The sequence below is a fragment of the Oscillospiraceae bacterium MB08-C2-2 genome (assembly GCA_035621215.1).
Classification (GTDB): domain Bacteria; phylum Bacillota; class Clostridia; order Oscillospirales; family Ruminococcaceae; genus WRAV01.
On sequence record CP141729.1, the window covers coordinates 708,511 to 733,977 of the forward strand.

Here is a 25,467-nt window from a genome sequence, read left to right on the forward strand (position 1 = left end):
ATTTACACGAGCTCCCCCATAAGCGCCCAGCTGAGCGCTTGGGTAATGCGAACCTTTACAATCTGCCCCACCAGCTGCTCAGAGCCAATAAAATCCACACTGACACTGGAGGCGGTTTTGCCTGTACTATAGTCTTCCCCGGTTTTGCCCATTCCTTCCACCAGAACCTCAACCACAGAACCAACCATTTTTTCCAGCAGGCTGTTGCCGATATCGGACTGAACGGTGAGCAGCTCCCGAAACCACTTGGATTTCTCCCCAGCGGGGACAGGGTCTTCCATGGCGGCAGCTTTGGTTCCCACCCGTGGAGAATACAGAAAAGTAAACAGGCTCAGGTATTTCACTTCACGAATCAAGGAAAGGGTCTCCTGAAAATCCGAATAGGTTTCGCCCGGAAAGCCCACGATGATATCGCTGGTGAAGGTAACACCAGGGATTCTTTCCCGGGCATAGCGAACCAGCTCCAAATAGGACTGCCGGTTGTAGTGGCGGTTCATCTGCTCCAAAATGCGGTCAGATCCGCTTTGCACCGGCAGATGGATGTGGTTGCACACCTTATCACACGCCGCTATGGCATCGATCAGCTCCCGGGTGCAGTCCTTGGGATGAGAGGTCATAAACCGAATGCGGAAATCCCCGGGAATCTCATTCATCTTATAAAGGAGCTGTGCAAAGCCTATGGGGCTTTCCAGATCCTTCCCATAGGAGTTGACATTCTGACCAAGGAGGGTAATCTCCTTGTAGCCCGCTTCCACCAAACTGCGGGCTTCCTCCAGGACCATTTGAGCAGGGCGGCTTTTTTCCCGGCCCCGCACATAAGGCACCACACAGTAGGTGCAGAAGTTGTTGCAGCCCTTCATAATGGGCAGCCATGCTTTGATGGCGCTATCCCGGCGGGCAGGCAGGCCTTCCACAATGCCCTCGCCGCTGTCGGCGGCTGTATCAAACACACGCCCTCCCCGAGAAAGGCGGGTATACAGCAGCTCCGGCATGTGATGCAGGGCGTGGGTGCCGAAAACCAAATCCACATAGGGGAAGCTTTTCTGAATCTTCTCCACCACATGCTCCTGCTGCATCATGCAGCCGCAAAGCCCCACCACCATGCCCGGATTGCGGCGCTTGTTGTGCTTGAGCGCTCCCACATTGCCAAAAATTCGATCCTCGGCGTTTTCCCGGATGGCGCAGGTGTTGTAAAGAATAAAATCTGCTTCGTTGCGGTCATCGGTAAAGCTATAGCCCATCTCAGCCAGCATACCAGCCAGCCTTTCCCCATCGGAAACATTCTGCTGGCAGCCATAGCTGTGGGTATGGCAGACCGGGGGCCTGCCGGTTTTTTCTTCAAATTCAATGTTATAAAGGCGAACCAGCTCGATAAATTTTTGCGTTTCGGCCGGCATTGTCATAGTAGACTGTGTATTCAAGGCTTTCCTCCAGTACTTTTTAGGGTAGTTTCTGCTTTCACGGCAGAAAAACAACCCGTCCCCTTCCCTTTGCGCCTTGGAGGTGCAATCCGGGGTGCTTATAGGGACATTGTATGCTCCCATAAAGCCTATCCATCTTTTTTCGACAAATTTTGCCCGCATTTGCGAGCCTTCACTTATCTATTTATTATACCAAAAAAAAACCTCAAACGCAAACGCTTTTCTGGGGGGTTCCTGCAAAGTCTGCCTGCATCCCCCGGCATGCACAGACGTAAAAAAGGCATACCATTGCAATCTTTTATTATTTTGTCTATAATTTAGTGGCAAAGCCTTAAACGCTTTTGAAACTTTACTTCGACATACAGCAAGGGAGCCTCCCATATGGAAAGAAATGCCGCTATTATTCAGGAATATTTTAATGACCGTGCCGCCGGTTGGGATGCTCACAGCCCTTTTAACCCCCAGAAGATGACCACGGTTTTATCCCTGTGTGATATTCACCCGGGAAGCGAGATTCTGGATGTGGGCTGCGGTACCGGTTCATTAGAGCCTCTTTTGCTGGAATATCATCCCAAAAGGATTCTGGGGGTAGACTTTGCCTCCAATATGATTTCGGTGGCAAGGCAAAAGCTCAGCCGCCCTGATGTCACCTTTATGTGCGGCGATATTTTTGAATTGAAAGGCTATCTTTTTGACCAGTGCTTTGTGATGAACACCTTCCCTCATATTCTCAGGCCCGTGGAATTTATTGAGCATTTGGCTTCGCTTCTTCGCCCTGGCGGCCGCTTAACTATTTCACACAGCCAAGGAAAAAAGACAATGGATGCCACTCATGCGGATGTGAAGCACCTCAACCTTCCTCTTTTGCCCGGGCAAGGGCTGCTGAATATTATGAAGGCCTATTTCCGCATGGACATTCTCATTGACAACAACCTGTTCTTTGTGGTTTCGGGAACTCGCTTGTAATTTCGGCACCTGTAATTACGGACACAAAAACTCCTGCACTTAAGGGTGCAGGAGTTTTTTTTAGAATCTTATCAATCGGCTTGAATCGATTGGGCCTCGATTACAACGTCTCCTCTTTTTCTGCCCGGTATCAGCATAATAAGAGCGGAGAACAGCGGGGCCACCAACGCATAGCAGAATACTTTGAGAAGCTGGGTACCTGTAAGGGCCACAGTGGAAAAGATGCCCTGCATCCACGGATGGTAGATGGTCAGCGCCACCACCCCAACAGAGGTGAGTACTGCCAGAATCAAGCTGGGGTTATTCAGCAGATTGATGCCAAATAGGCTGTGGCGTTCCGATTTGCATTCGAACACATGGAAAAGCTGTGTGATAATCAAGGTGACCAGCGCCCCGGTGCGGGCTGTATCCAAATCGCCATAGTGGCGCATAAAGGTAGCGAATATGGCCAAAGTGGTGAGCCCAATGAGACAGCCTCGGAACAGGATGGTGGAGAGCAGCCCTTGTGAGAACACCGATTCATTGGCCGGGCGGGGCTTCTGGCTCATGATGTCATCCTCGGCGGGTTCAAGGCCCAGTGCCATGGCGGGCAGGCCGTCTGTGGCCAGATTGACCAGCAGAATCTGAATGGGCAGCAGCACCACCGGCATTCCCATGAGCATACCCACAAACATGGTGAGCACTTCGCCGATGTTGCAGGATAGCAGATAACGGATAAATTTGCGGATGTTGCTGTAAACCACCCGACCCTCTTCCACCGAGGCCACCAGTGTGGCAAAATTATCATCCAGCAGGATGATAGAGGCGGCCTGCTTGGTTACATCGGTGCCGGTAATGCCCATGGATACACCGATATCCGCTTCCTTGATGGCGGGAGCATCGTTTACACCATCCCCAGTCATGGCCACGATATCGCCCCGCTTTTTCAGTGCCCGGACAATTTTCAGCTTATGGCCGGGATTGACTCGGGCAAACACCGATACCCGGTGAACGGTAGCTTCAAAATCGGACTGGCTCATGGCATCCATTTCGGCACCGGTCATCACCAGATCGTTGCGCTTCATGATGCCCAAATCCTTGGCGATGGCACAGGCTGTGATTTTATGGTCACCTGTGATCATCACCACACGAATTTTTGCTTGCTTGCATTTGATGACTGCATCATAGGCTTCCCGCCGGGGAGGATCGATCATACCCACAAGGCCCACAAAAACCATATCGTTTTCGCTGTCCGAAAGGCCTTGTGGTTCTGCTTTATAGGCAAATCCAAGCACGCGCAGGGCTCCGGAGGCCATTTCTTCGTTGGCCGCAAGAATCTGCCGGCGAACCGGTGTGCTCAAGGGCTGAACGCCCGAATCGGTCATATAATAGCGGCATTTTTCCAGCAAAATATCAGGAGCACCCTTAGAGAAAGAATTGGTCTTGCCATTTTTGTTTTTGACCAGCACAGTCATACGCTTGCGGTCAGAGTCAAAGGGCAATTCCCCGAGCTTTTCATAGTCCCCCGCATCTGCGTGAACATTTCCCTTAGCGGCCATAACCAGCAGTGAGATTTCGGTGGGCTCCCCGGAAACCTGCCACTGATCATTGGATAGATTGATGGTTCGATCCCGCCCCCCCATTGCCTTGGAAGGTGAGTTAATCTGTGAGCTGGTGCACTGGACACAGATATCCAAAAGGCGCCGCAAAGTTTCGGAAGCACCCACAGAGGCTCTGCGATCGCTAACCGTGAACTCTCCCCCCTGCTCATAACCGTTGCCGGAAACATCCACCTTATAATCCATGGTGAAGATTTTGCGGGCGGTCATTTTATTTTCGGTGAGAGTGCCGGTTTTATCGGTGCAGATCACGTTGGCACAGCCCAATGTTTCCATAGAATGGAGCTTGCGCACAAGAGCATTGCGTTTGAGAATCCGCCCCACAGCCAGAGCAAGAGCGATGGTTACAATGGCGGGAAGCCCTTCCGGTACAGCGGCCACAGCCAGGGAGATACCGGTGATGAACATATCAAAAACCGGCTCGCCCCTCAGAACGCCGGTAACCGACACCACTGTGCAAATCAGCAGACAGCCGATGGCTATGTATTTGCCAAGCTGCTGAAGACGCTTTTGAAGCGGGGTCATTTCCTCCTCGATTTCCGTGAGCATCCCGGCGATTTTGCCCATTTCCGTATTCATCCCGGTGCTGATCACTTCGGCTACGGCACGCCCCTTGGTGGCGACCGTGCCCATGTAAATCATATCGTCCCGGCCGATTTCCCATTTTTCGGGGGTGCTGGTGCATACTCTTTTATCCACTGGAACCGATTCGCCGGAAAGCATGGCTTCATCACAGGAAAGAGAAACGACTTCCAAAAGCCGGGCATCCGCCGGTACCTTGTAGCCGGATTTGACCGAGATCACGTCGCCCGGCACCACCTCGACTGAGGGAACGGCCTGCCACTTCCCATCCCGCAGCACCTGCGCCGAGGGCGCCGCCATATTCTTGAGGGTTTCAAGGGTTCTTTCCACTCGGAATTCCTGCACAAACCCCAATATGGCGTTGAGTAAAACGATTGTGATGATGGCAATAGCCTCTACGGTATCCCCCATGATGACACAGATAACTGTGGAGACCAGCAGAATCAGGATCATGAGATCCTTAAACTGCCCCGCAAAAATTTTGAGCGCACTGATTTTTTTCTCGTTTGCCAGCCGGTTTTCTCCATATTCAAAGAGTCGTCTGGACGCTTCCTTGCCGGTGAGCCCCTGTACAGAATTTCCTTTCATTCTAAACATCTCCCTTTTTTGGACTAGTCTATATCTATTCCGAAGTGGGACAAAGTATTCCTTCCCAAAGGGAGATTTCCATAAAAAAGAAAAGGCCCGGAAGCAGGCAGAGGGACAACCTGTTTTCCGGGCGAAGCCATAGTTCGATTTATTCGGAGCGGAAGCCGCCGGGATTTTTCCGGCTGAGAATATCCAATTCCTCCAAGAGCTGATCGCCCGGCCACTTTTGCCGGGCCATATCCAAAAGCTCTGCGGCGCGCGAGTTTTTTTCCTGAGCCAGCGCCTCAAAAACATGGAGGACACAGACAAGGGAGCCATAGCTTTCACTTTCGGCAAGCTCCTGCAAGCCCTTTCGATTTTCTTCCATAGCAGCCAGTGCCTCTTGTTGTTCACCCAAATAGAAATGAACATAGGCCATATCCATAAGATAAATAACACGGTTGAGTTTTCGAACATATTTGGGGTTTACCATACCGAGCTGCTCTTTGGCCCTGTCAAACTCTTTTTTCTGGCAATAGGCGGCACAGAGATTAATGTGTAGGACAGCCCGCAGTCCTTGTGGACGCAGACCCTCCAGCAGCTTCTGATTTTCCTCGATATAGCGGTCAGGATTCTTTTCTTCCCGAAGAATAGGCAGAAGGGCGTTGATCCGGCCTGCAAACCGCCGGTACCAAATCAAATTGAACAGATAAGCCCCCACAATGGCAGCGGCTCCGATGGTCAGGTATATTTTCCAAAAAACCGCATCCGGCCAATCAAAATAGCCCTTCAGTATACCCAAAAGAAGTCCCAAAAAGCAGGCGCTGATCCAAATGATCGCTTTCCTTTTCACAGGAATCCTCCTTCTGTTATAGGGTTGATTTTAAAGAGAAACCTTATGGAATACCTTTTTGCCTTTTCTTACAACAACGCCCTGCACAAGTTGTTCTTTCGTAACCACAGCCGCAAGATCCTCTGCCTTGGCATCGTCCACCGAAATACCGCCCTGCTGCACAAGGGTGCGGGCCTGAGACTTGGAAGAAGCCAACTTAATTTTAACCAACAGATCCAGCAGGGCGATGCCGCCTTCGCTCAGATCGGATTCCGTAAGCTGGGTAGAGGGCATGTTAGCGCTGTCGCCGCCTCCTGCAAAAATAGAGCGGGCGGCTTCCAGAGCCTTGTCAGCCTCTTCCTTGCCGTGAACATCCCGGGTCAGCTCATAGGCCAGAATTTCCTTGGCCTTGTTCATCTCGCTGCCTTCCCACTTCTCCATAGCCTCAATTTCCTCAATGGGAACAAAGGTGAGCAGCTTGAGGCAGTTAATGACATCGGCATCGTCCACGTTGCGCCAGTATTGGAAGAACTCATAGGGGCTTGTCTTTTTGGGATCAAGCCAGACAGCGCCCTTCTGGGTTTTGCCCATTTTAATGCCTTCCTTGGTGGCCAGCAAGGTAAAGGTCATGCCATAAACATCCCTGCCCTCCACACGGCGAACCAGATCCACACCACTGATAATGTTGGACCACTGATCGTTGCCGCCAAACTCAAGAGTACAGCCATACCGGCGGTTCAGCTCCAAAAAGTCGTAGCTCTGCATGATCATATAGTTGAACTCAATGAAGGAAAGGCCTTTTTCCATGCGGGATTTAAAGCACTCGTAGCTGAGCATTTTGTTGACCGAGAAATGCACGCCCACATCCCGCAGAAGCTCCACATAGTTCAGATTCATCAGCCAGTCGCCGTTGCGGGCTACGATGGCCTTTTCAGGGGAAACATCCACAACACGGCCCATCTGCTCAAGAAAACGGTCGGCGTTGTAGTTAATTTCCTCAATGGTCAGCATTTTGCGCATATCGGTGCGTCCGCTGGGGTCGCCCACCATGGTTGTACCGGTGCCCAGCAGCAGAATGGGCATATGTCCAGCCTCCTGCATCCGACGGATAATGGTCAGCTGCAAAAAGTGGCCCACATGCAGGGAATCGGCGGTGGCATCAAAGCCGATATAAAAGGTTACCTTGCCCTCATTCATAGCCTTTTCAATTTCTTCGGGATGGGTCATCTGGGCGATTAATCCACGCCGGGAAAGCTCCTGAAACAGTGTCATTTCTTCTTTCTCCTTTAAGCTTTTTCATTTTGGTTTTTGGCACAAAAAAACGCCCTGTCAGACGTTTTGTCCGAAAGAGGGCGACTAAAAATCGCGGTACCACCTCTGTTTACCGGCGCATCACTGCCCCGGCCTTATGGAGTACTAGCATACCCCTGACGCTTTAACGGGCGTACCCGGCAAACCCTACTGCAAAAGTTCAGGCTGCGGCTCAAGGATGTATTCACCCGCTGCTTTCCCACCTTTTCACACCAACCAAAGGCTCTCTGAGGGGACAAACAAGAGGGCTACTTATTCCTGTCTCTGCCATTGGCACCTAGTATAATTCATGGAATTTGTTTTGTCAAGCACTTGTTGCTCACTGGGAGACAAGTGCGAGCCGAGGCGTTTTTTGCACCAAAGAAATCGGCCTGTATGATCAGGCCAAAATAGACACCAAACTGATCGGCTTCACATGCCAATTTGGGGTTTTAACATAGAACATATTTCATTATAAACAACAGGCAAAGTATAAATATTGTCCCTGTCAATAAAGTGCTTTCCCGTTGGCATTACTATAAATTTACAGTGCAGATGACGGGCAAGTGTTTCAGAATAAGTGTATGGAATAATATCATCATCGATTGCCGAAATGACCACTGCATCTTTAACTTTAGGCAAGACTTTTGTATAATCGATGGGATTGCAAGTGAACGGAGCCAATTGAGGTAAAGTATAGGTTGTCTCATCAAACCCCGACACTAAAATCAAATTAACATTGTGAACATTATGCTGGCTCACAAAACGCAAAGCCTCAATGCATCCCAAACTATGCCCAATGATGACGATACCGTCTTTATGTGCTATCTTTTCATCACAAACAGCATCCCATTCTTCCGGTATCGGGTTGTTGGAATTGGGCATCTCCAATAGATTGATACCCTGATTCAGCTTTTCATTTACCTCTTTTTTTAGCCATGGGAACCAATTTGCTGAAGGATTAGCAGTGTATCCATGAATTAAATAAATGTGATTGTTCATTTCTATTTTACCCTTGTTTGATGAATTATTCTCTGGAAGCCTGCTGTGCCGCCTCAAGCATTTCTTCGGCATTTTTCAGGGCGGTATCGGTCAGGCGGTCACCTCCGATGATCCGGGCTAACTCCTGAATGCGACCGGAGCGCTCCAAGGTGTGAATTTCGGTAAAAGGGCGGCCCTTTTCGGTTTCCTTGCAAATCAGCAGATGATTGTGGCCAAAGGAGGCTACCTGTGCCAGATGGGTGACACACAGCACCTGCCGTTGGGCGGCAACCTGCCGAAGCTTCTGCCCAATCTTTTGGGCTGCCCGGCCACTGACCCCGGAATCCACTTCATCGAAAATGAGAGTATCAATATCATCCCGATTCGAAAGCACGTTTTTAATAGCCAGCATAATCCGGCTCAATTCTCCACCGGAAGCGATGCGGCTCAGGGGTTTGGGAACCTCACCTGCATTGGTAACAATCAGCAGTTCAATCTCATCGGTTCCCCGGGAGCCCAGTGCTTTTTCCTTTTGTGATACACTGAGCTTAACCGAGGGCATGTCCAAAAATACCAGTTCCTGCTCCACGGCCTTGGTAAAGGCCTCCCCGGCTTTACGGCGCTTTTCGCTGAGTGTGGCGGCAAGCTTTTCAGCTTTGGCCCGTGCTTTTGCCAATGCGGCGGCAATAGCCTCCCGACGCTGTTCTGAGGTGGTGATGGATTCCAGCTCTTCCTGCGCCTTTTCGGCATATTCCAGTATATCGCTCACCGTACCACCATATTTGGCTTTAAGCCTGTGAATTTGATCCAGCCTGTATTCCAGCTCGTCCAGCTCACGGGGATCAAATTCCATATCATCCAAGCTGCTGCGGATATCCGCAGAGAAATCCCCCAGCTCGTAGGCCATTTCTGAAAGGCGCTGAGCCATGGGCTCCAATGCCTCTATGTACCGGGAGGCCTGCTCAATGTGGGAGGCTGTTGCAGCCAGAAGCGAGGCCGCTCCCTCCACTTCTATATCGCCTTGCAGGGCGGCATAGGCCCCGGAAAGAGCCTGGACAATTTTCTCACTGTTGCGGATGATCTGGCGCTGGGCAGTGAGGGCTTCTTCCTCGCCTTCCTCCAATTTCGCCGCCTGAATTTCTTCCAGCTGGAAGGTGAGCATATCAATTTGCCGGGCTTTCTGCGCATCATCCATGTTGAGGCCTTCCAACTGGTCTGCAAGTGCCCGCATTGCAGAGAAAGCCTCCTGATAAGCAGAAAGCTCCCCTTCCAGACGGCCAAAATCATCGATGAAATCCAGATGCCGCTGAGAGGAAAGCAGCTGTTCGGTATCATGCTGGCCGTGAACACCCACCAACAAAGCGGTCACCTCTCGCAGGATCGCCGCAGTAGCCGGCATACCGTTTATTTTACAGCTTCCCCCGGTTTGGGTGATTTCCCGGGTGATGAGAAGCCCATCCTCCTCCGGTTCAAAACCCATTTCCGCAAGCTTTTGGGCCGCATTGGGAGCGATTTGCGTAAACAGGGCGGAAACCACCGCCTTGGTTTCCCCTGTGCGGATCATATCCTTCTGCACACGCTTGCCCATAACGGCATTAATGGCAGAGAGCAAAACAGTTTTGCCCGCACCGGTTTCGCCGGTAAAGACATTGAGTCCCCCGGTCAGCTCTACCGCCGCTTTCTGGATTACGGCCAGATTGGAAATGAACAGTTGGGCGATCATAGTAAAAGCCTCCTGTTTCTAAAAAGCTCTGCCTGCTCTTATTTCAGCAGCTTATAAAGCTGCTCTACAAAATCGGCGGCTGTGGCCTTATCCCGCATAATGCAAACAATGGTATCATCTCCCGCCAAAGTACCCACTACACCCTTCCAATGGATGGAATCCAAAGCGGCGCAGGCAGCGTTGGCCATGCCCACATAGCATTTAATGACAACCAGATTCTCGGCAAAATCAATGCTGGTTACCGATTCGGAAAAAATGGCGTGGAATTTAAAGGTCATATCCACATTTTCTTTGGACATATTGGGGGAATACCGGTAACCGCCATCGGCCGATTGAATCTTGACCAGCCGCAGTTCTTTGATATCCCGGGATACAGTCGCTTGTGTTACCTTAAAGCCGCTTTCGTGCAGCTTGCCCAATAAATCCTCCTGGGTTTCAATTTCCCGGCTGCCGATCAGTTCCAAAATCTTTGCATGGCGTTTCGCTTTCACCTGGTTTCCTCCTCATGTAATCGAGAATTTTTTATTGAGTGCCCAATAAAAGTCCTTTTTGCCAAAATCCACTAAGGTGGCGGTTTGAGTGGATTTTTCGATGTAAATACATTCCCCCAGCAGAATGCGGTGGCTGGTTCGGCCATCCACCGAAAGGCTCAGCCCGCCCCGGTTACTGCTGCTTTGGCTCTCACAAAGGCAATAGCTCCGGTCGGTTCGCAGAACCATAGGCCTTGTAATGGCGGCGTGAGGGCAGATGGCTGTCATGATAATGGCATCCAGCGAAGGATCAAGAATTGGCCCACCCGCCGACATGGAATAGGCTGTAGAACCGGTAGGGGTAGAAAAAATAAGCCCATCCGCCCGAAAGGAGGAAACACGGCCCTCCTGTGCGGTTACCACCATATCGGCGATGTTGTTGGAATCAATCCGGGTTATCACTAAATCATTCAGAGCATGATATTGAAAATCCTCACCGCAGGAGCCTTCTATACGGGCCTTAAGCATCATACGGCTGGCAAGAGAATACTCCCCTCTGACCAGCAGCGCCAGATCCTCAAGCTCTCCTTCTTCCAACTGAGTGAGAAAGCCTATGCGGCCGGTGTTAATACCCAGAACCGGCTTGCCATAAGGAATTGCCGCCTTGACAGTGCGGAGAATGGTGCCGTCACCTCCCACGCTGATAAGCACATCGCAAAGAGGGATGATTTCTTCCATAGGGCCGTAGCGGCACTGGGGGTCATCAAAAAAAGAACGGTCTGCCTCGTTTATAAAAATCTGAGCCCCATGCCCCAGCAGGATGGAGGCGGCTTTTCGGACACATTCCAGACTGCCTTTTTTATCAAAATTCGGCCTTATTAAAATGTTCATACTGTCTCCTATAATGGTAATGCCTATCCATAAACAACACCGGCAAAACGTTACTGCTTTGGTGTATCGATATTCAGCAGAGTGTGCGCCCGAGCAACGCAATCATCAATAATGGATTGCTCCATCGCTACAGGCGAGGTGCTTTTTTGCAGATGAATCAAGTATTCGATGTTTCCCTCAGGCCCTTTTACAGGTGAAAAGTCCAAACCCTTTACAGCAAAGCCCAAGCCCATTGCACATTCGATCACCTTGGTGATCACCTCTTGGTGAATCTCCGGCTCACGGACAACCCCTTTTTTGCCTACCTTTTCCCGTCCGGCTTCGAATTGGGGTTTGATCAGGCAGACCATTTCCCCTTCCTCCCGCAAAAAGCGAAAAGCAACCGGCAGAACCAGAGAAAGGGAAATGAAGGAAACATCCACCGAGGCAAAATCGATGGGATCGGGTACCTGTTCCGGGGTCAAATGCCGAATGTTGGTGCGCTCCAAGCATACCACACTTGGGTGCGTGCGAAGCTTCCAAGCAAGCTGCCCGTAGCCTACATCAATAGCGAAAACCTTAGCTGCTCCATTTTGAAGCATGCAGTCGGTAAACCCGCCTGTAGAGGCCCCTATATCCATACAGACAGTATCTTCTAAATCAAGCGGAAATACTGCAAGAGCTTTCTCTAACTTGAGGCCGCCCCGGCTCACATAAGCCAGTGTTTCGCCCCTTACCTCAATATTCTGCTCTATATTCACCGGCATACCCGGTTTATCGGCTTTTTGGTTGTCTACAAATACCTTTCCGGCCATAATCAGCCCTTTGGCACGATCCCGCCCTGTTACAAGGTTAAGCTCTACCAGAGCCGCATCTAGTCTTATTTTCAAAATTATGCCCGTTTCCTTTCAGTCAGCTGCGCTTCGATGGTTCTTGCAAGCCCGGCTTCATCCAATCCCAGACGAGCCAACGCCGCATCCGGCTTGCCCTGTGCCACAAATTGGTTTTCAATAGCGGCTATAGACATATTGCCATGGTAGCCTGCCAGAGCCAACGCTGTGATGGTATGCTCGCCAATGCCGCCTGCCCGGATTCCCTCTTCAGCAAAAAGAACACTTTCATACTGCATTGCAATGTTGAGCCAAGCCTGCTCCAGAGGGCAGACCTTGGTCAGCTTGAGAACAGAAACAGCGATTCCCTTTTCCGCCAGCAGTGAAACCGCTTGGCAGGCTTGGGCATACAGCCTCCCATAGGTGATGAGAAGTATGCTTCGGCTTCCGCTGTCCAGATGGAAATAATCCTGCTTGAGAGGAACATAAGAAGCGGGAAGTTCCGGTTCTCCGCCTCTGGGGTAACGGACAGCGCAAATGCCTGTTTCGGCAAACAAAGCCTTTTCCAAGCAGTATTCTACTTCGCTGTAAAGGGCAGGCGAATAGATGCTGACTCCCGGAACAGACGAAAGAAAAGCACAGTCAAAAACACCCTGATGGGTTTCGCCGTCATCCCCCACAATACCGGCACGATCAACGGCCAGCACCATATGCTGCCGCTCGATGGCGCAGTCATGGAGAACCTGATCGTAGGCTCTTTGCAAAAAGGAAGAATACACAGCAAAAACAGGTATCATTCCTTTGGAAGCAAGGCCGGCGCAAAAGGTGACCCCATGGCCCTCAGCAATGCCAACATCAAAGAAACGACCTGCATTTTTATAGCGACGTGCAAAATAATCCATACCGGTGGCATATTTCATAGCGGCGGTCACACCGCATATGCGGCGATCCTTTCCAGCCAGCTTCACCAAAGTCTTGCCGAACACGGTAGAAAAGCTCTCTCTGGGGGTGTCATCCGCTCCAAGTGCCGGGTTGAAGGGGGCAACCGCATGATAGGCCCCCGGGTTTTTCTCCGCAGGCATATAACCCTTACCCTTGATTGTCTCCACATGGATGAGAACCGGTTGATTGAGGGATTTGGCACGAACCAGAACATCCTCCAGCATTTTCAGGTTATGACCATCCACCGGGCCAAAATGCACAAAGCCCAAATCCTCAAAGAAGCTGGTGTGATAAATGGATTGCTTCAAAAAGTTTTTAGAGGCGGTCACCGTTTCCACCAGCGAATCACCCACGCCGGGCACCTGCCCCAGCACATCCTTGGTCAGGTCTTTTAGTTTAAAATAACCCTGATGTGCGCGAAGCCTGCTGAGATAACTGGTGAGCCCACCCACATTTTTAGAGATAGACATTTTATTGTCATTCAGAATTACAATGACTTTTTTATTATTACGGGCAATATTGTTAAGCCCTTCAAAGGCAAGACCACCTGTAAAGGCACCATCACCAATGACAGCCACCACATGCCCTTCTTCCCCTAAAAGGGATTTGGCACGGGAAATACCATCCGCCGCTGAAATGGAGGTGGAGGAATGCCCGGAAATAAAGCTGTCGTGAACGCTCTCGCTCTGGCGGGTAAAGCCGGAAAGGCCATTTTCCTGACGAAGAGTGGAAAAGCGGCTTTTACGGCCGGTGAGCAGTTTATGGGTATAGCTCTGATGCCCCACATCCCAAACAAGCTGGTCGGTGGGAGAACGAAATACACGGTGCAGCATAACAGTCAGCTCCACAGTGCCCATATTTGAGGCCAAATGCCCTCCTGTTTCCGAAACGGTCTGTACCAAAACATCCCGAATCTCCTCACAGAGCCGGGGAAGCTGAGAAGCCTTCAATCGGCGCAGATCGGCAGGAGAAGTGATTTTATCCAAAAGAAGCGATTTATCCATTCAAGTGTATCCAATCTATTTCTTAATGGGAAGAAGGAGCGAAACCAAAATTCCCAGAAGGCAGCCTCCCAAAACCTCTACCGGAGTATGCCCAAGAAATTCCTTAAGCTCCTTGCCCTGCACAGAAGTGGGTTCCACAGTCTGAGGATCTTCCGGGGGCTTCCCTTCCGACTGGTTTTCGCTTTTGAAAAAGGGCAGAGAGAAAAACGAAAACTCGAAAATCATCCGGTTAAGTATTTTTGCCTGTTCCCCTGCCGCCCGGCGAACACCCATGGCATCGTACATCACGATGGCAGCAAAGGCTAAGGAAAGAGCAAAGATAGGGGAATCAAACCCCTCGCTCCGGGCAAGAGCTATAGCAATGGAGCAGGTCAGAGCCGAATGGGAGCTGGGCATTCCGCCCGCACCAAACATCCGCTCCAACACCACCTTTCTGGTGGTGATCAGCGTAAAGATGGTTTTTAGAAACTGGGCTGAAAACCACGAAACGACCCCAACATTGATAATATGATTGCTGGTTAATATCCGCAAAATACTCATTGCATCACCGACCTATATATACTCGTTGTAGATATTTTGCCTTTCAGCAGCCGATAAGCTGCCAAGCAAAAAAAATTATGAAAATCACCTCAAAAACAAAGCTGCATGCTTGGTTAAAACCGACGGTCAGAAAGACGATCTGCCAGTTGGCATAAAAAGCCGCACTCTAACCCGGTGAAAATAAGAGCTTGCTTAGCCTCGTCCGCCAAGGCTCTCACCTGAGCCTGACACTGCTCCGGGGTATAAAGAGTGGCAAAAGTGGTTTTGTGATTCTCGCTGTCGCTCCCCACCGGCTTGCCTAAAACCTCTGGTGTACTCAGCTCATCCAACAGATCATCCACGATTTGAAAGGCAAGCCCCACCTTGGCAGCGTATATATCCGCTGCCGCCAGAAGCTGACTATCCCCGCCTGCTAAAATACAGCCCATGCGGCAGGCCGCCCGGAAAAGCGCCCCTGTCTTTTTGGCATACATCCTGCGAAGGAGAGCCTCACTGGTTTGTTTGCCTTCATGCTCCAAATCCATAACCTGTCCGCCGATCATACCGGACCAGCCAGCAGCCCCAGCCAGCTCCGCTATTGCAGAAATCCGACGCTTAGCAGGCAGCTCGTTTTCCCGTGAAGCAGTTTCGAAGGCAAGCGTAAGCAGGGCGTCACCGGCAAGAAGAGCGGTTGTTTCCCCAAAAGCAACGTGGCAGGAGGGCTTTCCCCTGCGCAGATCATCGTCGTCCATACAGGGTAGGTCGTCGTGGATCAGAGAATAGGCGTGAATCATTTCCAGTGAACAGGCAAAAGGAATAGCCGGTTCCAGATTCTTTTGCAGCAAAGCATAAAAAGCCAGCACCATCACACCACGTATCCGTTTGCCGCCGCCCAAAAGGCTGTAATGCATAGCCTCGCAGACTGAGGCTTCTTCCGTATCGGTAGGAGGAAGAAAACCCGGAAGAGCCTGCTCAACCTGTTCCACATAGCTGCGCATCAGAGATTCAAAATCATGCATCCGCCTTATCCTCCTGAGGCGGATACAGCTTTTGAATGGTCAAAGCCGCACTGCTGAGAGCCTGATCGCAGAAAGCCACAAGTTCAGCCCCTTCAGCATACAGCTTGAGAGAGGCATCCAGTGTGGTATCGCCTTTTCCCAGCTGAGCGGTAATCTCCTCCAGCCGGGCCATAGCCTGTTCAAATGTGGTCCCCTTTTTCATAGCCTGGGCTTTTCCTTTCTGATGTGGGTAATGGAGGCGTCTGCAACGCCATCCCGCAAACGCAAAGAAACCCGATCTCCCGGACTGAGCTCCGAAAGGTCGGTGACACCTGCATTGTCCTTTAAAATCAAAGCATAGCCACGCCCCAATACCCGCAGAGGGCTCAGACTATCCAACAGAGCCGCTGCAGCCGCAAGCTCCCGGGTGGAATGCTGCATAAATATACAACTATTATTATACAACGTTTTCTCAAAAAAATCCAATTTTTCTTTATTCTTCTCAACATAACCCATAGGACTTGCAAGAAGACGGTTTTGCCGCAGTGCATCCAGCCGTGTTCGGCTGTGGGCAAGGCGGGATTCGATTCTTTCTTTGGCTGTCCGGGCAAGGCTATCAAGTCTATTGGCACGTTCCGAAAGACGCCGGGAAAGTGTTTCGGCCATATCCGCAGACATTTCCCTTATATGCTCGGCAATTTGCGAAACATCCTCCGCCACCAGCTCTGCTGCCGCCGATGGTGTTGGTGCTCTTAAATCCGCCACAAAATCGCAGATGGTATAATCCGTTTCATGCCCCACTGCCGATAGTACCGGTATCTGGCAGCGGTAGATTGCCCGAGCTACCTCGATTTGATTAAAAGCCCACAAATCCTCCAACGAGCCGCCGCCCCGGGCTACAATGATTACATCGCAGTGATTCCCCTCACTGAGAAAATCCAGCGCCTGCACAATTTGAGCAGAGGCTCCCTCCCCTTGTACCGCCGCCGGAACCAACACAACCTGGCCTAAGGGGTAACGACGCTCCAGAATTTGCAGAATATCCCGCAAAGCCGCACCGTTTTCAGAGGTCACCACCCCGATCTTTCGGGGATACCGGGGAATGGGGCGCTTGTGGGCAGAATCAAAATAGCCCTCCTTTTCCAGCTGATCCTTCAGCTGCTGGAAGGCCAAATATAAAGTGCCAACCCCATCGGGCTGCATATCAGTCACATATAGCTGAATGTTTCCGTCCCGTTCGTAAAAGCCGATGTTAGCCCGAACCAATACCCCCATGCCATTTTTCGGAGAAAAAGGCAGTTCCTGCCCATAGCTGCGGAACATGACCGCCTTAATCGCACCGGTGGAATCCTTCAGGGTGAAGTACATATGCCCCGATCCGACATGATGGATATAGTTGGAAATCTCTCCCCGGATATAGAGATCGGAAAGCTTTTTATCGCCATCCAGCAGAAATTTTAGATATCGGTTGAGCTGGCTGACTGTCAATATGTTCATAGAAGGCTCCTAACTGCGGCAAAGCAAGCGTGTCCCCTTTCTTGGCCGCAAAACCTTAGGCCTCAGCCGATTGCTCTGTCTGGGAGGGGACTTCCTCCTGAACGGTGGCAGTTTCCTCCGGCACAAGAATATCTTCGGCGGCAATATCCACATTCAGCTCACGGGCGATTCCGCCCAGCACTCCGTTGACAAAAGCAGCCTCATCCTCAGTCGAAAACTTTTTGGAAAGCTCAACTGCCTCATTGATGGAAGCACCCACCGGGATATCCTCCATCAAAGTAATTTCGCAGACTGAAAGGCGCAGAATGGCCAAAGTCACCTTAGAAAGGCGGCTAAGCTTCCATTTCTGCGAAAACTTCTGGATCAGGATATCCAGAGTGGTGCAATTTTCAATAGCCGTAGAAGCCAGCTGGTAAGCAAAAGGATCTACGACTGTGTTGCGGCCCAGTTCCGCCTGTTCAATAATTTGATCCAGTGTATCATCCTTAAAGGACCATTCAAACAACAGCGCAAAGGCTGTTTCCCTGGAATCACGTCTTTTCATATAGACTTCCTCTCCTGTTGTATACGCATGCCGGGCAAGAAACAGCTAAACAGCTTTTTCAGCCCAGTGGGGCCTGCCCTCTTTTCTATGGGGCAGGCAGCAGACCGTTAGACAGCCCCTTATTGTTGTGCGGGGGATTCCTCCGATTGGGGAAAAACAATGCCTGCTACATAGACATTGACCTTGGATACGGCGATTCCAGTCATGTTCTGGACAGAATCCTTGATCGCAGCCTGAACGGCCGGCCCGACCTGCGTAATTTTAGCCCCAAAGTCAAGGTTAAGGTGAATGTTGATCTCAGCAAAATCATCGCTGAGGCTTACCTGAATTGATTTGTTTCGATTGCTGGAGCCCAAAAGCCCCCAAAGGCTGGCTGGGGATTCGGCAAGAGAACTGACTCCATCAATTTCCAGCGCAGCTACGCTGCAAATGGTGGCGATAACTTCCTGCGAGATTTTAAGGCTTCCGGTCGATTGTTTCTGATCACGGCGTTCCATACAAAGAAAACCTCCTGTCAAACAGTGTGGGCATAGGCAGACGCTTTAAAAAAATATGCAGCGTCCAAAGCCGCTGCATACATTATAACACACATTTTATTTCTGGTGTTACAAATTTCCTGCCCTTTTGTGGGAATGGAAAATCTGAGGCGGCATAACGGCTGTATTGACCCGCTTTCCATAAGGCTTATGGAAAATAAGAATTTTTAGAATACGGCTATTATACCATAAAAGCGAAGCGCTATGGGATAATTGCGCATTAGGGGCGGAAGCGAACAAAGTGAGCGGATCGCCCTGCGCATAAATTTGGTATAATATCTGCTGTTGCAAGTATTATACCATAAAAGCGAAGCGCTATGGGATAATTGCGCATGAAGGGCGGAAGCGAACAAAGTGAGCGGATCGCCCTGCGCATAAATTTGGTATAATATCTGCTGTTGCAAGTATTATACCATAAAAGCGAAGCGTTATGGGATAATTGCGCATGAAGGGCGGAAGCGAACAAAGTGAGCGGATCGCCCTGCGCATAAATTTGGTATAATATCTGCTGTTGCAGATATTATACCATAAATTTTACTCAGAACAACTAGTTGATCTCAACGATAGAGATATTTTCTGCGGTGATAGAGGTTTCTTTGAGAATGATATCCTTAATCTGGGCGGCCTGATCGGCAGCAAGACCTTCTGTTTTCAGGATAACATCGGCTCTCTGGGTATCGTAATAAACCATAACATCGGTAAATCCTTTGGATTTAATGAGGTTTTCGATTTTGCCTTCCACCTCAATGGAGTTGGCCAAATCGCTGGCTCTCAGGGCAAGCTCGGCACGCTGGTCGGTATCCAGCTCTGCATCCTGAAGCATGACGGCTAAGGTATCCACCGCCTCATCCCGGGCTTTTTGGCGGGAAAGCTTGGCTTCCACAAAAAATGTTTCTTCTTCTCCGTTTGCCGTGGTTGGGGTCAGCTCAATATTTACGGAGGAAGAGTCATCGGGATTGGCTACAAACTGGGCTTCCCCATAGTTTGCCGCTTCTTCCAAGGCCCCGGAAATCGGGAGATCGCTGTTTACGTTTGTATAGGTCCAGTTAAGATAAACCGCCACTCCAAGACCAAGCACCAGTGACGCTAAGATAATCTGACGTTTTCCAATAATCATGTTCATATGGCTCTTTCCTCCTGATGATATTTTCACTTTATTCTGAAATGATTTGGGCAATGCACACCTTGTTTGAGCCTACAGGCAAAGCGGTGGTAACCACCTGAGTCAGAACTTGCTCCACCCTGATGTTTCCTGCTCCTTCACAAAGAATGACCACACCCTGAACCTTGGGTTGTAATTGGCGCAAAATCAAGGGCTGTTTTTTGCCATATTCCGATTCCACCAGTATGTATTTTTCTTCAATGTTCTCTTTTTGGTAGGTCTTCCCAACCTGCTGCTCCCCTGTTATTTCCTGGGTTTTATCGGTGTTGCGTTTTTGTTCCTGAGCATAAACATATTCAACACCTCCTTCCAGCGTAACCATTACCTGGACACGGCCCACCCCCTCAATTTTAGATACAAGGGCTGTCAGCTCCTGCTCAAGCTGCCTTGCATAATCCGCCGACGAAGCCTCCGGTGTGCTTGAAGCCTGCACCTCCTTGGTTTCATCCTTGGATTTGAAAAAAGCCGGCAGGGCAATCAGCGTCATACCCGCAAGGCCTGCCAGAACGATTATCCCGACCCGCTTGTTGGCCGGAATGAGGCTGGAAAGGATATTCCTGATTTTAGAAAAATCCACACTTTTTCTCCTCCTTACTTTTTGGTTGTGCTTTTTACTGGTATTCCAGCTCCACCGCAAGGCCCAGCTCATTTTCCAGAGTCTTTTGGATAAGCGGCCCGGAGGCTTGGTGCTGTTTTTCCAGTGTAAGCTTCACCCCATCCACCTGTGTGTCATTTTGTCCGTTTGTAGTAATATTTATGGTGATGGTGTGATAGTTTATACCCATTTTCTGTAATTTATCCTGTATAATTTTTTCCATACTCGTTGTGATCTGGCGTTGGGACTGTTCTTCCAGCACCTGTTCCAGCCGTGCGGCTCTCTCTCCGATATCCGGGAGTGCCTCTATTTCCACATCCAGAGCCAGCCCCGGCCCCCTAAGAAAAAAGGGGGTCAGCAGGCAGCACAGGAAAAAAACGCTGACAGTCAGCCGAAACAGCTTTTCTAAATTGGATTTTGGCAAAACCATCTGACCGATACCGCAGGCTACCATGGCGGCACACAAGGAAAAGGCCCATTCTTTTACAGCTTCCATTTGCTTTTCTCCTCCCCTATGCCGAGCCCATCCCCACCACCATGACCACTGTGGTGGAAACGATAACCAGCAGTGCAAAGCACAGAATCACAGCGATCAGCATCCCCAGCACTGTGGAGCATGCCTTGAGGATGGCCGATACCCGGCTTACTCCCATGATATCCCCCACCATAGCCGCCGCTTGGGAAAGAAGATACCAAGTGACAGTCTGAAGCAGGATTGGCAAAAAAATGAGCAGAGCCACCAAAATGCCATAGGCACCCAGCGAGGTTTTCAGCAGCCGCAGGCACCCTTGGGCGGCGGTATAAGCTTCGGATAAAGCCCCGCCCACCACCGGAACAAAGCTCCCGATCAAAAACTTGGCGGTTTTGGCGGTAACCGTATCGGCGCTTTGAGCCACCATGGTCTGGATGGAAAGAAGCCCCACAAAAACGGTGGTGATGAAGCCCAGACTCCAGCTTACCGTGGTTTTAATAGCCCCTGCCGCCGAATTCATATTGATGCCGGGGCTTAGAGAACCGATAATACACAAGGCCAGATAAATCCCCATAAGGGGGATCAGGGTTTGGGAGACCACCTGCGAAATCACCTGACAGGTGGAAAACAGAAACATGCTGTAGGTGGCACCGGTTATAGCCTGACCCGAAGCCACCAGCGCCGCAGAAAAAGCAGGAATGAAGCTGATCATGAACACGGCCGCCTCCTGTATGGCTTTGGCTGTATCAATGATGCAGTCCAGGATGGGGGAAGAAATAGCCGTGATCACACACAACACTGAAACGGTATCAAAAACACCCGAAAGGCTCCCCTCCCACCCTGCCTGCTTCATTCCACCCAGCAAAGCGCAAAGAATCACAATCCCGGCCAGTGAGGCAAGCATCTTGGTGGGGCTGCGGAGCTTCTGCAAAAACATCTTCCAAAGTGCGCGGAAGAAATCCCGGGGTGAAAGGTTCAGCAGCATTTCCGGGCTTAACTCTCCTATCCCCGCCTCTTCCATGATCGAGCGGGTTTCACTGGGGATTTGCCCCTCCAGCTCGTCCACACCCAACGCTTCCATCTGCGCCTGAATATCTTCTTCGGGCAGCTGCGCCTGCACCGGGAGGAAAAGCCCCCCCATGGTTAGCATCAGCATCAGCAGTACCAGCAATTTTCGTTTCAGTTTTCTCACATCCTGTCTTTTGGGGATATACAGACGGCTATATCAGCGAATGCACAATGGAAAGAACCTTGGAGAACAGCGGCAGGCTGACCACCACAATGGCAATTTTGCCTACGGCCTCGATCTTGGAGGCAATGGCACTTTCCCCTGCGTCCTTGCAGGCATCACAGGCAAACTGGGAAAGAAAGCAGATGCCCAGAGCCTTGAAAAGAATGGCGGCATATTCCCCCGGAACCGAGGTGAATTCCAGTATGCGCTGAATTTCATCCAGTGTGGGAATCAAAAATTCCAGCAGAATAAACAAAATGGCAATGCCTGCCGCCAGTGACACAACCAGTGCCATCTCCGGCCGGGTTTTACGCAGCAGCACACAGGCGACTGTGGCAACAATTCCCATCCCAATGGCGGTGAATAGGCTTTCCATATCAGTAAAACCCAAAGACGCTTTTAACTGTCTCAAAAAGGTCGGCAATTTCGTTGACCATGATGAGCAGCACCGCAATCACCCCCGCCAAGGTGGTCATGGTGGCCTGCTCCGGGCGGCCGGAGCGATCCAGCACCGTGTGCAAAACCGAAACAATAATGCCAATGGCGGCTATGCGAAAGATTAAATCCACATCCATGCCTTTGTTTCTCCCTTCCCAGTCTATTCAGTGCGCAAATTTTGCTTAAAGAAGGATCACAACCACTGCAAGGCCTCCTAAAAGCCCGAGGCTCTGGTAAAGCTTTCCGCTTTTTTGGCTGTTGGCTCTGGCCTTTTCCAGCCGTTCTTCCAGCAGCTTGCGGGTATAAGAAATAAATTGAAGCTGGCCCTCTAAATCGGTAACCCCAAGATTTTGGGATAAAGCCGCCACGACACGGGCATCCTCCTTATCCAGACCGCTGTTGGTCAGGGAAAGAGCCTTGGGCCAACAAAGGGCAAAACGTTCACCTTTTTGGATTGCAGTTAAGGTATGCTGTATGTAATCCAACCGATTAAAGGGCTCCTGCCCACCCACGGCTTCTATCAGCCTGTTGATGGGAGGCTGTAAAAAAGCAAGCCGGTCATACAGACTATCCATAAGTCGAATGGCTGTTTCCAAAGCCGCTGCCCGCTCCCGCAAGGAGGAAGCCATCAGGTGCCCTGTCATCCATCCGCACAGAATCAGCAGAACCATTCCCGAAATTTTCACCAAGCAAATCACCTGCTTCCAAAACATCAACAATCTGTCCCGGCGTTTCCGCCCGGCCCAGTAGAACCACTTTATCAAAGGCCCCCTGCTCCAGCAGGCGGCGAAGCTGCGGACGGCGCATAAGCTCCTGCGGGCTTGCTCCATGGGCGCTGGCGACCAGCTTAACACCGCAGCCCACACTATCCAGAAGGCTGTCTGCCTCCTTGCTGGAACCAATTTCATCACAAACAACCACCTGTGGGGAAAGGGTGCGTATAGCCGTTAGAATCCCCTCTCCTTTTGGGTAACCGCTGAGAATATCACAGCAGGCCCCCAAATCATTTTGGGGAAGCCCGGCAGATACCGCCCCCAGTTCGCACCGTTCATCCACCACAGCAACCTTGTAGTAGTTTCCCAGCTGCCCATCAGCCAGCATCCGGGCTAAATCACGCAGCAGGGTGGTTTTGCCGCTGGAAGGAATTCCGGCCACCAATACACTGCAAAGACCGTTTGCAAACACCCTTTCTGCCAGCTCCCCAGCCGCTCCCTTCATCTCCCGGGCAATGCGCAGATTAACAGAGGTTACATCCCGCACATTGGCCAGCACTCCGTCGGTTACCACGGCTGTGCCGCAGATGCCTGCCCGGTGACCGCCTTCTACAGCGATAAAACCGTTTTTAAACTCCTGCTGGTGGCTGTGAATGGAATAATCACATAGAGTAATTACACAATCCTCTAAATCCCGCAGGGTGATTATAAAGCTGTTTGCATCCGGAAACCGGCTTGGATGCCCCTCGTGATCCACGAAAAGGCAGCCCTCCCCACTGACCAGTGTAAGAGGCTTGCCTACCCTAAGACGCACCTCAAAGGCCGATTCTCTTACTTTTTCCGGCAGTGCCAGCAGCACTCTGCATACCCGATGGCTGAGAAAAGAAACAGCCTGATCAAATCGCCGTGTTCCAACAAGCTCCTGCAAGTCTACGCCTCCTATCCCAGATGACTGTATTTTGATTCCCGAATCATAAAGAGGGATAAACCATTTGCTATTTAAAGAGTATTAGGCTTTGTCCATTTTTAGAACCCAAGTTATGCCCCAAAAAGATAAAAAAAGATCCGCTCCTTGAGAAAGCTCTCAACAAAGCGAATCCTTTTTATAAGGTTATTTCAGATGGGATTTACAGGCTGCTCAGCCTTTCAAAATGAGGCTTGAGGCTGGGATAAAGGCTTACATATTCCTCATAGTAGCGGTTATAAAGCTCTGCGTTGGCCGAATTAGGGGCACAGTGCTTATCGGTGGTGACCAGACGGTCGCAGCCCTCCTCCACCGAGGAAAACAGCCCGGCTCCCACGCCGGCCAGAATGGCCACACCCAGTGCGGGGCCTTCCTTGGAGGCAACGGTGCGCACAGGGCAGCCGTAGAGATCAGCCATCATCTGCCGCCAGAGGCTGCTGGTTCCGCCACCACCGCAGGCAATCATATCCCCTACCTGCACACCCATGCTCTTTAGGATTTCATAGCAATCCCGCAGAGAGTAGGTGACGCCCTCCATAACCGCCCGAATCAGAGCCGCCTGATCATGAATAGCGGAAAGGCCGAAAAATACGCCCCGGCAGTTTGGGTTCAGGTGGGGGGTTCTTTCCCCCATCAGGTAAGGGAGATACAGCAGACGGTTGGAACCGGCCGGTACCTGTTCCGCCATGGAATCCATGAGATAATAGGGGTCCTTACACTGCTCCTTGGCCTGCGCCAGTATATCCCGGCAGAAGTTGTTGCGGAACCATTGGAGGCTCAGCCCCGCCCCTTGGGTCACGCCCATTACATGCCAAGCTCCCGGAACGGCACAGCAGAAGGTATGCACCCGGCCTGCCGGGTCAATCTGCATTTTGCTGGTGTGGGCAAAAACCACACCGGAGGTGCCAATGGTGGTGAAAGCAGTATCATCCCGCACCACACCGGTGCCCACTGCGGCTGCGGCGTTATCCCCGGCGCCGCCCACCACCAGAGTGGAGGTGGAAAGCCCAGTCAGCCGTGCAGCTTCCGAATGGACAGTGCCTGTGACCTCCGGGGATTCGTAAACCTTTGCCAGCAGAGCCGGGTCGATATCCAGCTTTTCCAGCACTTCCGCTGACCAGTTCCGGGCGCCCACATCCAGCAGCTGCATACCGGAGGCATCCGAAACCTCGGTGGCAAATTCCCCGGTCAGCATATAGCGTATGTAATCCTTGGGAAGCAGTATGTGGCGGCAGCGGGCGTAGAGCTCCGGCTCGTTGTTTCGTACCCACAGGATTTTAGAGGCAGTAAATCCCGTAAGAGCGGGATTGGCTGTGATTTCAATAAGCCGCTGAGCACCCACCTTGTCGGTGATTTCAGCGCATTCTTTGCTTGTGCGCTGGTCACACCAGATAATAGAGCGGCGCAGCACCTCACCATTTTTATCCAGCATTACAAGGCCGTGCATTTGGCCCGAAATGCCGATGGAAACCACCGATTCCTTATCCACACCGCTTTTTTCCAGAACAGCCCCAATGGTGTTCATAGCGGCGCGCCACCAGTCCACAGGCTCCTGCTCCGCCCAGCCGTTGTGGGGCTGATACAGAGGGTATTCCTCCGCCGCGGAAGCCATCACTGTTCCTTCCTGTGAGAATAAAACAGTTTTGGTTCCAGAAGTGCCCAAATCGATGCCCAACAAATATTTCATATCTATTTCCTTCCTGCTCCAACTTTTGGTATTTT

26 protein-coding genes and 1 other annotated feature are annotated in these 25,467 nt (G+C 51.0%); of the genes, 1 reads left to right on the forward strand and 25 read right to left on the reverse strand.

What is annotated here, in order from left to right; all coding sequences use genetic code 11:
• Positions 1-2: 2 nt before the first annotated feature.
• Complete coding sequence (gene miaB, locus U6B65_03110) at positions 3-1,421, reverse strand: tRNA (N6-isopentenyl adenosine(37)-C2)-methylthiotransferase MiaB (GenBank protein ID WRS28131.1); 1,419 nt, start codon at positions 1,419-1,421, stop codon at positions 3-5.
• 381 nt (positions 1,422-1,802) lie between these two features.
• Here miaB and U6B65_03115 point away from each other — a divergent pair, with 381 nt between their 5' ends.
• Positions 1,803-2,387, forward strand: a complete 585-nt coding sequence (locus U6B65_03115) for a class I SAM-dependent methyltransferase (GenBank protein WRS28132.1) — start codon at positions 1,803-1,805, stop codon at positions 2,385-2,387.
• Positions 2,388-2,458: 71 nt separating this feature from the next.
• Here U6B65_03115 and U6B65_03120 read toward each other — a convergent pair whose 3' ends face one another.
• From U6B65_03120 to xylB, 24 genes are all read right to left on the reverse strand, one after another.
• Complete coding sequence (locus U6B65_03120) at positions 2,459-5,155, reverse strand: cation-translocating P-type ATPase (protein WRS28133.1); 2,697 nt, start codon at positions 5,153-5,155, stop codon at positions 2,459-2,461.
• Between the two features lie 148 nt (positions 5,156-5,303).
• Positions 5,304-5,987 carry a hypothetical protein gene (locus U6B65_03125; protein ID WRS28134.1) on the reverse strand — a complete coding sequence of 228 codons (684 nt, stop codon included), beginning with the start codon at positions 5,985-5,987 and terminating at the stop codon, positions 5,304-5,306.
• 30 nt (positions 5,988-6,017) lie between these two features.
• Entirely contained in the window at positions 6,018-7,238 is a 1,221-nt protein-coding gene (gene tyrS, locus U6B65_03130) for a tyrosine--tRNA ligase (GenBank protein ID WRS28135.1), read from the reverse strand.
• A 73-nt stretch (positions 7,239-7,311) separates the two neighbouring features.
• Positions 7,312-7,551: a binding site (T-box leader), on the reverse strand.
• 137 nt (positions 7,552-7,688) lie between these two features.
• On the reverse strand, positions 7,689-8,258 hold the full coding sequence (locus U6B65_03135; GenBank protein ID WRS28136.1) for an alpha/beta hydrolase: 570 nt from the start codon (positions 8,256-8,258) through the stop codon (positions 7,689-7,691).
• 25 nt (positions 8,259-8,283) lie between these two features.
• A complete protein-coding gene (recN, locus tag U6B65_03140; GenBank protein WRS28137.1) occupies positions 8,284-9,960 on the reverse strand; it encodes a DNA repair protein RecN in 1,677 nt (558 codons plus the stop codon).
• A gap of 38 nt (positions 9,961-9,998) precedes the next feature.
• The gene (gene argR, locus U6B65_03145) at positions 9,999-10,451 is read right to left on the reverse strand and encodes an arginine repressor (GenBank protein ID WRS28138.1); all 453 of its coding nucleotides are present in this window, start codon (positions 10,449-10,451) and stop codon (positions 9,999-10,001) included.
• 12 nt (positions 10,452-10,463) lie between these two features.
• Entirely contained in the window at positions 10,464-11,321 is an 858-nt protein-coding gene (locus U6B65_03150) for an NAD(+)/NADH kinase (protein WRS28139.1), read from the reverse strand.
• 50 nt (positions 11,322-11,371) lie between these two features.
• On the reverse strand, positions 11,372-12,190 hold the full coding sequence (locus U6B65_03155; GenBank protein ID WRS28140.1) for a TlyA family RNA methyltransferase: 819 nt from the start codon (positions 12,188-12,190) through the stop codon (positions 11,372-11,374).
• A 2-nt stretch (positions 12,191-12,192) separates the two neighbouring features.
• Complete coding sequence (dxs, locus tag U6B65_03160) at positions 12,193-14,076, reverse strand: 1-deoxy-D-xylulose-5-phosphate synthase (GenBank protein WRS28141.1); 1,884 nt, start codon at positions 14,074-14,076, stop codon at positions 12,193-12,195.
• A gap of 15 nt (positions 14,077-14,091) precedes the next feature.
• Complete coding sequence (locus tag U6B65_03165; protein ID WRS28142.1) at positions 14,092-14,616, reverse strand: divergent PAP2 family protein; 525 nt, start codon at positions 14,614-14,616, stop codon at positions 14,092-14,094.
• Positions 14,617-14,729: 113 nt separating this feature from the next.
• Entirely contained in the window at positions 14,730-15,614 is an 885-nt protein-coding gene (locus U6B65_03170; protein ID WRS28143.1) for a farnesyl diphosphate synthase, read from the reverse strand.
• A complete protein-coding gene (xseB, locus tag U6B65_03175) occupies positions 15,607-15,816 on the reverse strand; it encodes an exodeoxyribonuclease VII small subunit (protein WRS28144.1) in 210 nt (69 codons plus the stop codon). Before xseB ends, U6B65_03170 begins: the two co-directional genes overlap by 8 nt.
• Positions 15,813-17,090, reverse strand: a complete 1,278-nt coding sequence (gene xseA / locus U6B65_03180) for an exodeoxyribonuclease VII large subunit (protein WRS28145.1) — start codon at positions 17,088-17,090, stop codon at positions 15,813-15,815. The genes xseB and xseA overlap by 4 nt, the downstream gene beginning before the upstream one ends.
• Positions 17,091-17,145: 55 nt before the next feature.
• A complete protein-coding gene (gene nusB / locus U6B65_03185) occupies positions 17,146-17,634 on the reverse strand; it encodes a transcription antitermination factor NusB (GenBank protein WRS28146.1) in 489 nt (162 codons plus the stop codon).
• A 119-nt stretch (positions 17,635-17,753) separates the two neighbouring features.
• Entirely contained in the window at positions 17,754-18,131 is a 378-nt protein-coding gene (locus U6B65_03190; protein WRS28147.1) for an Asp23/Gls24 family envelope stress response protein, read from the reverse strand.
• Between the two features lie 586 nt (positions 18,132-18,717).
• Complete coding sequence (locus U6B65_03195) at positions 18,718-19,293, reverse strand: SpoIIIAH-like family protein (protein WRS28148.1); 576 nt, start codon at positions 19,291-19,293, stop codon at positions 18,718-18,720.
• Positions 19,294-19,324: 31 nt separating this feature from the next.
• Positions 19,325-19,909 carry a hypothetical protein gene (locus U6B65_03200; GenBank protein WRS28149.1) on the reverse strand — a complete coding sequence of 195 codons (585 nt, stop codon included), beginning with the start codon at positions 19,907-19,909 and terminating at the stop codon, positions 19,325-19,327.
• A gap of 34 nt (positions 19,910-19,943) precedes the next feature.
• On the reverse strand, positions 19,944-20,423 hold the full coding sequence (locus U6B65_03205; protein WRS28150.1) for a stage III sporulation protein AF: 480 nt from the start codon (positions 20,421-20,423) through the stop codon (positions 19,944-19,946).
• Between the two features lie 16 nt (positions 20,424-20,439).
• Positions 20,440-21,591 (reverse strand): hypothetical protein, encoded by a 1,152-nt coding sequence (locus U6B65_03210; protein WRS28151.1) that lies wholly within the window; start codon positions 21,589-21,591, stop codon positions 20,440-20,442.
• A gap of 28 nt (positions 21,592-21,619) precedes the next feature.
• Positions 21,620-22,006, reverse strand: coding sequence for a SpoIIIAC/SpoIIIAD family protein (locus U6B65_03215; protein WRS28152.1), 387 nt, complete (start codon positions 22,004-22,006; stop codon positions 21,620-21,622).
• Between the two features lies 1 nt (position 22,007).
• Complete coding sequence (spoIIIAC, locus tag U6B65_03220; GenBank protein ID WRS28153.1) at positions 22,008-22,205, reverse strand: stage III sporulation protein AC; 198 nt, start codon at positions 22,203-22,205, stop codon at positions 22,008-22,010.
• Positions 22,206-22,250: 45 nt separating this feature from the next.
• Positions 22,251-22,739 carry a stage III sporulation protein AB gene (locus U6B65_03225; GenBank protein WRS28154.1) on the reverse strand — a complete coding sequence of 163 codons (489 nt, stop codon included), beginning with the start codon at positions 22,737-22,739 and terminating at the stop codon, positions 22,251-22,253.
• Complete coding sequence (locus U6B65_03230) at positions 22,636-23,709, reverse strand: stage III sporulation protein AA (GenBank protein WRS28155.1); 1,074 nt, start codon at positions 23,707-23,709, stop codon at positions 22,636-22,638. The genes U6B65_03225 and U6B65_03230 overlap by 104 nt, the downstream gene beginning before the upstream one ends.
• Before the next feature lie 199 nt (positions 23,710-23,908).
• Entirely contained in the window at positions 23,909-25,432 is a 1,524-nt protein-coding gene (xylB, locus tag U6B65_03235; GenBank protein ID WRS28156.1) for a xylulokinase, read from the reverse strand.
• Positions 25,433-25,467 lie beyond the last annotated feature (35 nt).

Bases quoted from the DNA above. Each gene is read 5' to 3' on its own strand.
- U6B65_03115 (WRS28132.1), top strand. From the start codon at position 1,803: ATGGAAAGAAATGCCGCTATTATTCAGGAATATTTTAATGACCGTGCC.
- U6B65_03120 (WRS28133.1), bottom strand. From the start codon at position 5,155: ATGAAAGGAAATTCTGTACAGGGGCTCACCGGCAAGGAAGCGTCCAGA.
- tyrS (WRS28135.1), bottom strand. From the start codon at position 7,238: ATGACACTGTTTCAGGAGCTTTCCCGGCGTGGATTAATCGCCCAGATG.
- U6B65_03135 (WRS28136.1), bottom strand. From the start codon at position 8,258: ATGAACAATCACATTTATTTAATTCATGGATACACTGCTAATCCTTCA.
- recN (WRS28137.1), bottom strand. From the start codon at position 9,960: ATGATCGCCCAACTGTTCATTTCCAATCTGGCCGTAATCCAGAAAGCG.
- U6B65_03150 (WRS28139.1), bottom strand. From the start codon at position 11,321: ATGAACATTTTAATAAGGCCGAATTTTGATAAAAAAGGCAGTCTGGAA.
- dxs (WRS28141.1), bottom strand. From the start codon at position 14,076: ATGGATAAATCGCTTCTTTTGGATAAAATCACTTCTCCTGCCGATCTG.
- U6B65_03165 (WRS28142.1), bottom strand. From the start codon at position 14,616: ATGAGTATTTTGCGGATATTAACCAGCAATCATATTATCAATGTTGGG.
- U6B65_03170 (WRS28143.1), bottom strand. From the start codon at position 15,614: ATGCATGATTTTGAATCTCTGATGCGCAGCTATGTGGAACAGGTTGAG.
- xseB (WRS28144.1), bottom strand. From the start codon at position 15,816: ATGAAAAAGGGGACCACATTTGAACAGGCTATGGCCCGGCTGGAGGAG.
- xseA (WRS28145.1), bottom strand. From the start codon at position 17,090: ATGAACATATTGACAGTCAGCCAGCTCAACCGATATCTAAAATTTCTG.
- nusB (WRS28146.1), bottom strand. From the start codon at position 17,634: ATGAAAAGACGTGATTCCAGGGAAACAGCCTTTGCGCTGTTGTTTGAA.
- U6B65_03190 (WRS28147.1), bottom strand. From the start codon at position 18,131: ATGGAACGCCGTGATCAGAAACAATCGACCGGAAGCCTTAAAATCTCG.
- U6B65_03195 (WRS28148.1), bottom strand. From the start codon at position 19,293: ATGAACATGATTATTGGAAAACGTCAGATTATCTTAGCGTCACTGGTG.
- U6B65_03205 (WRS28150.1), bottom strand. From the start codon at position 20,423: ATGGAAGCTGTAAAAGAATGGGCCTTTTCCTTGTGTGCCGCCATGGTA.
- U6B65_03215 (WRS28152.1), bottom strand. From the start codon at position 22,006: ATGGAAAGCCTATTCACCGCCATTGGGATGGGAATTGTTGCCACAGTC.
- spoIIIAC (WRS28153.1), bottom strand. From the start codon at position 22,205: ATGGATGTGGATTTAATCTTTCGCATAGCCGCCATTGGCATTATTGTT.
- U6B65_03225 (WRS28154.1), bottom strand. From the start codon at position 22,739: ATGGTTCTGCTGATTCTGTGCGGATGGATGACAGGGCACCTGATGGCT.
- xylB (WRS28156.1), bottom strand. From the start codon at position 25,432: ATGAAATATTTGTTGGGCATCGATTTGGGCACTTCTGGAACCAAAACT.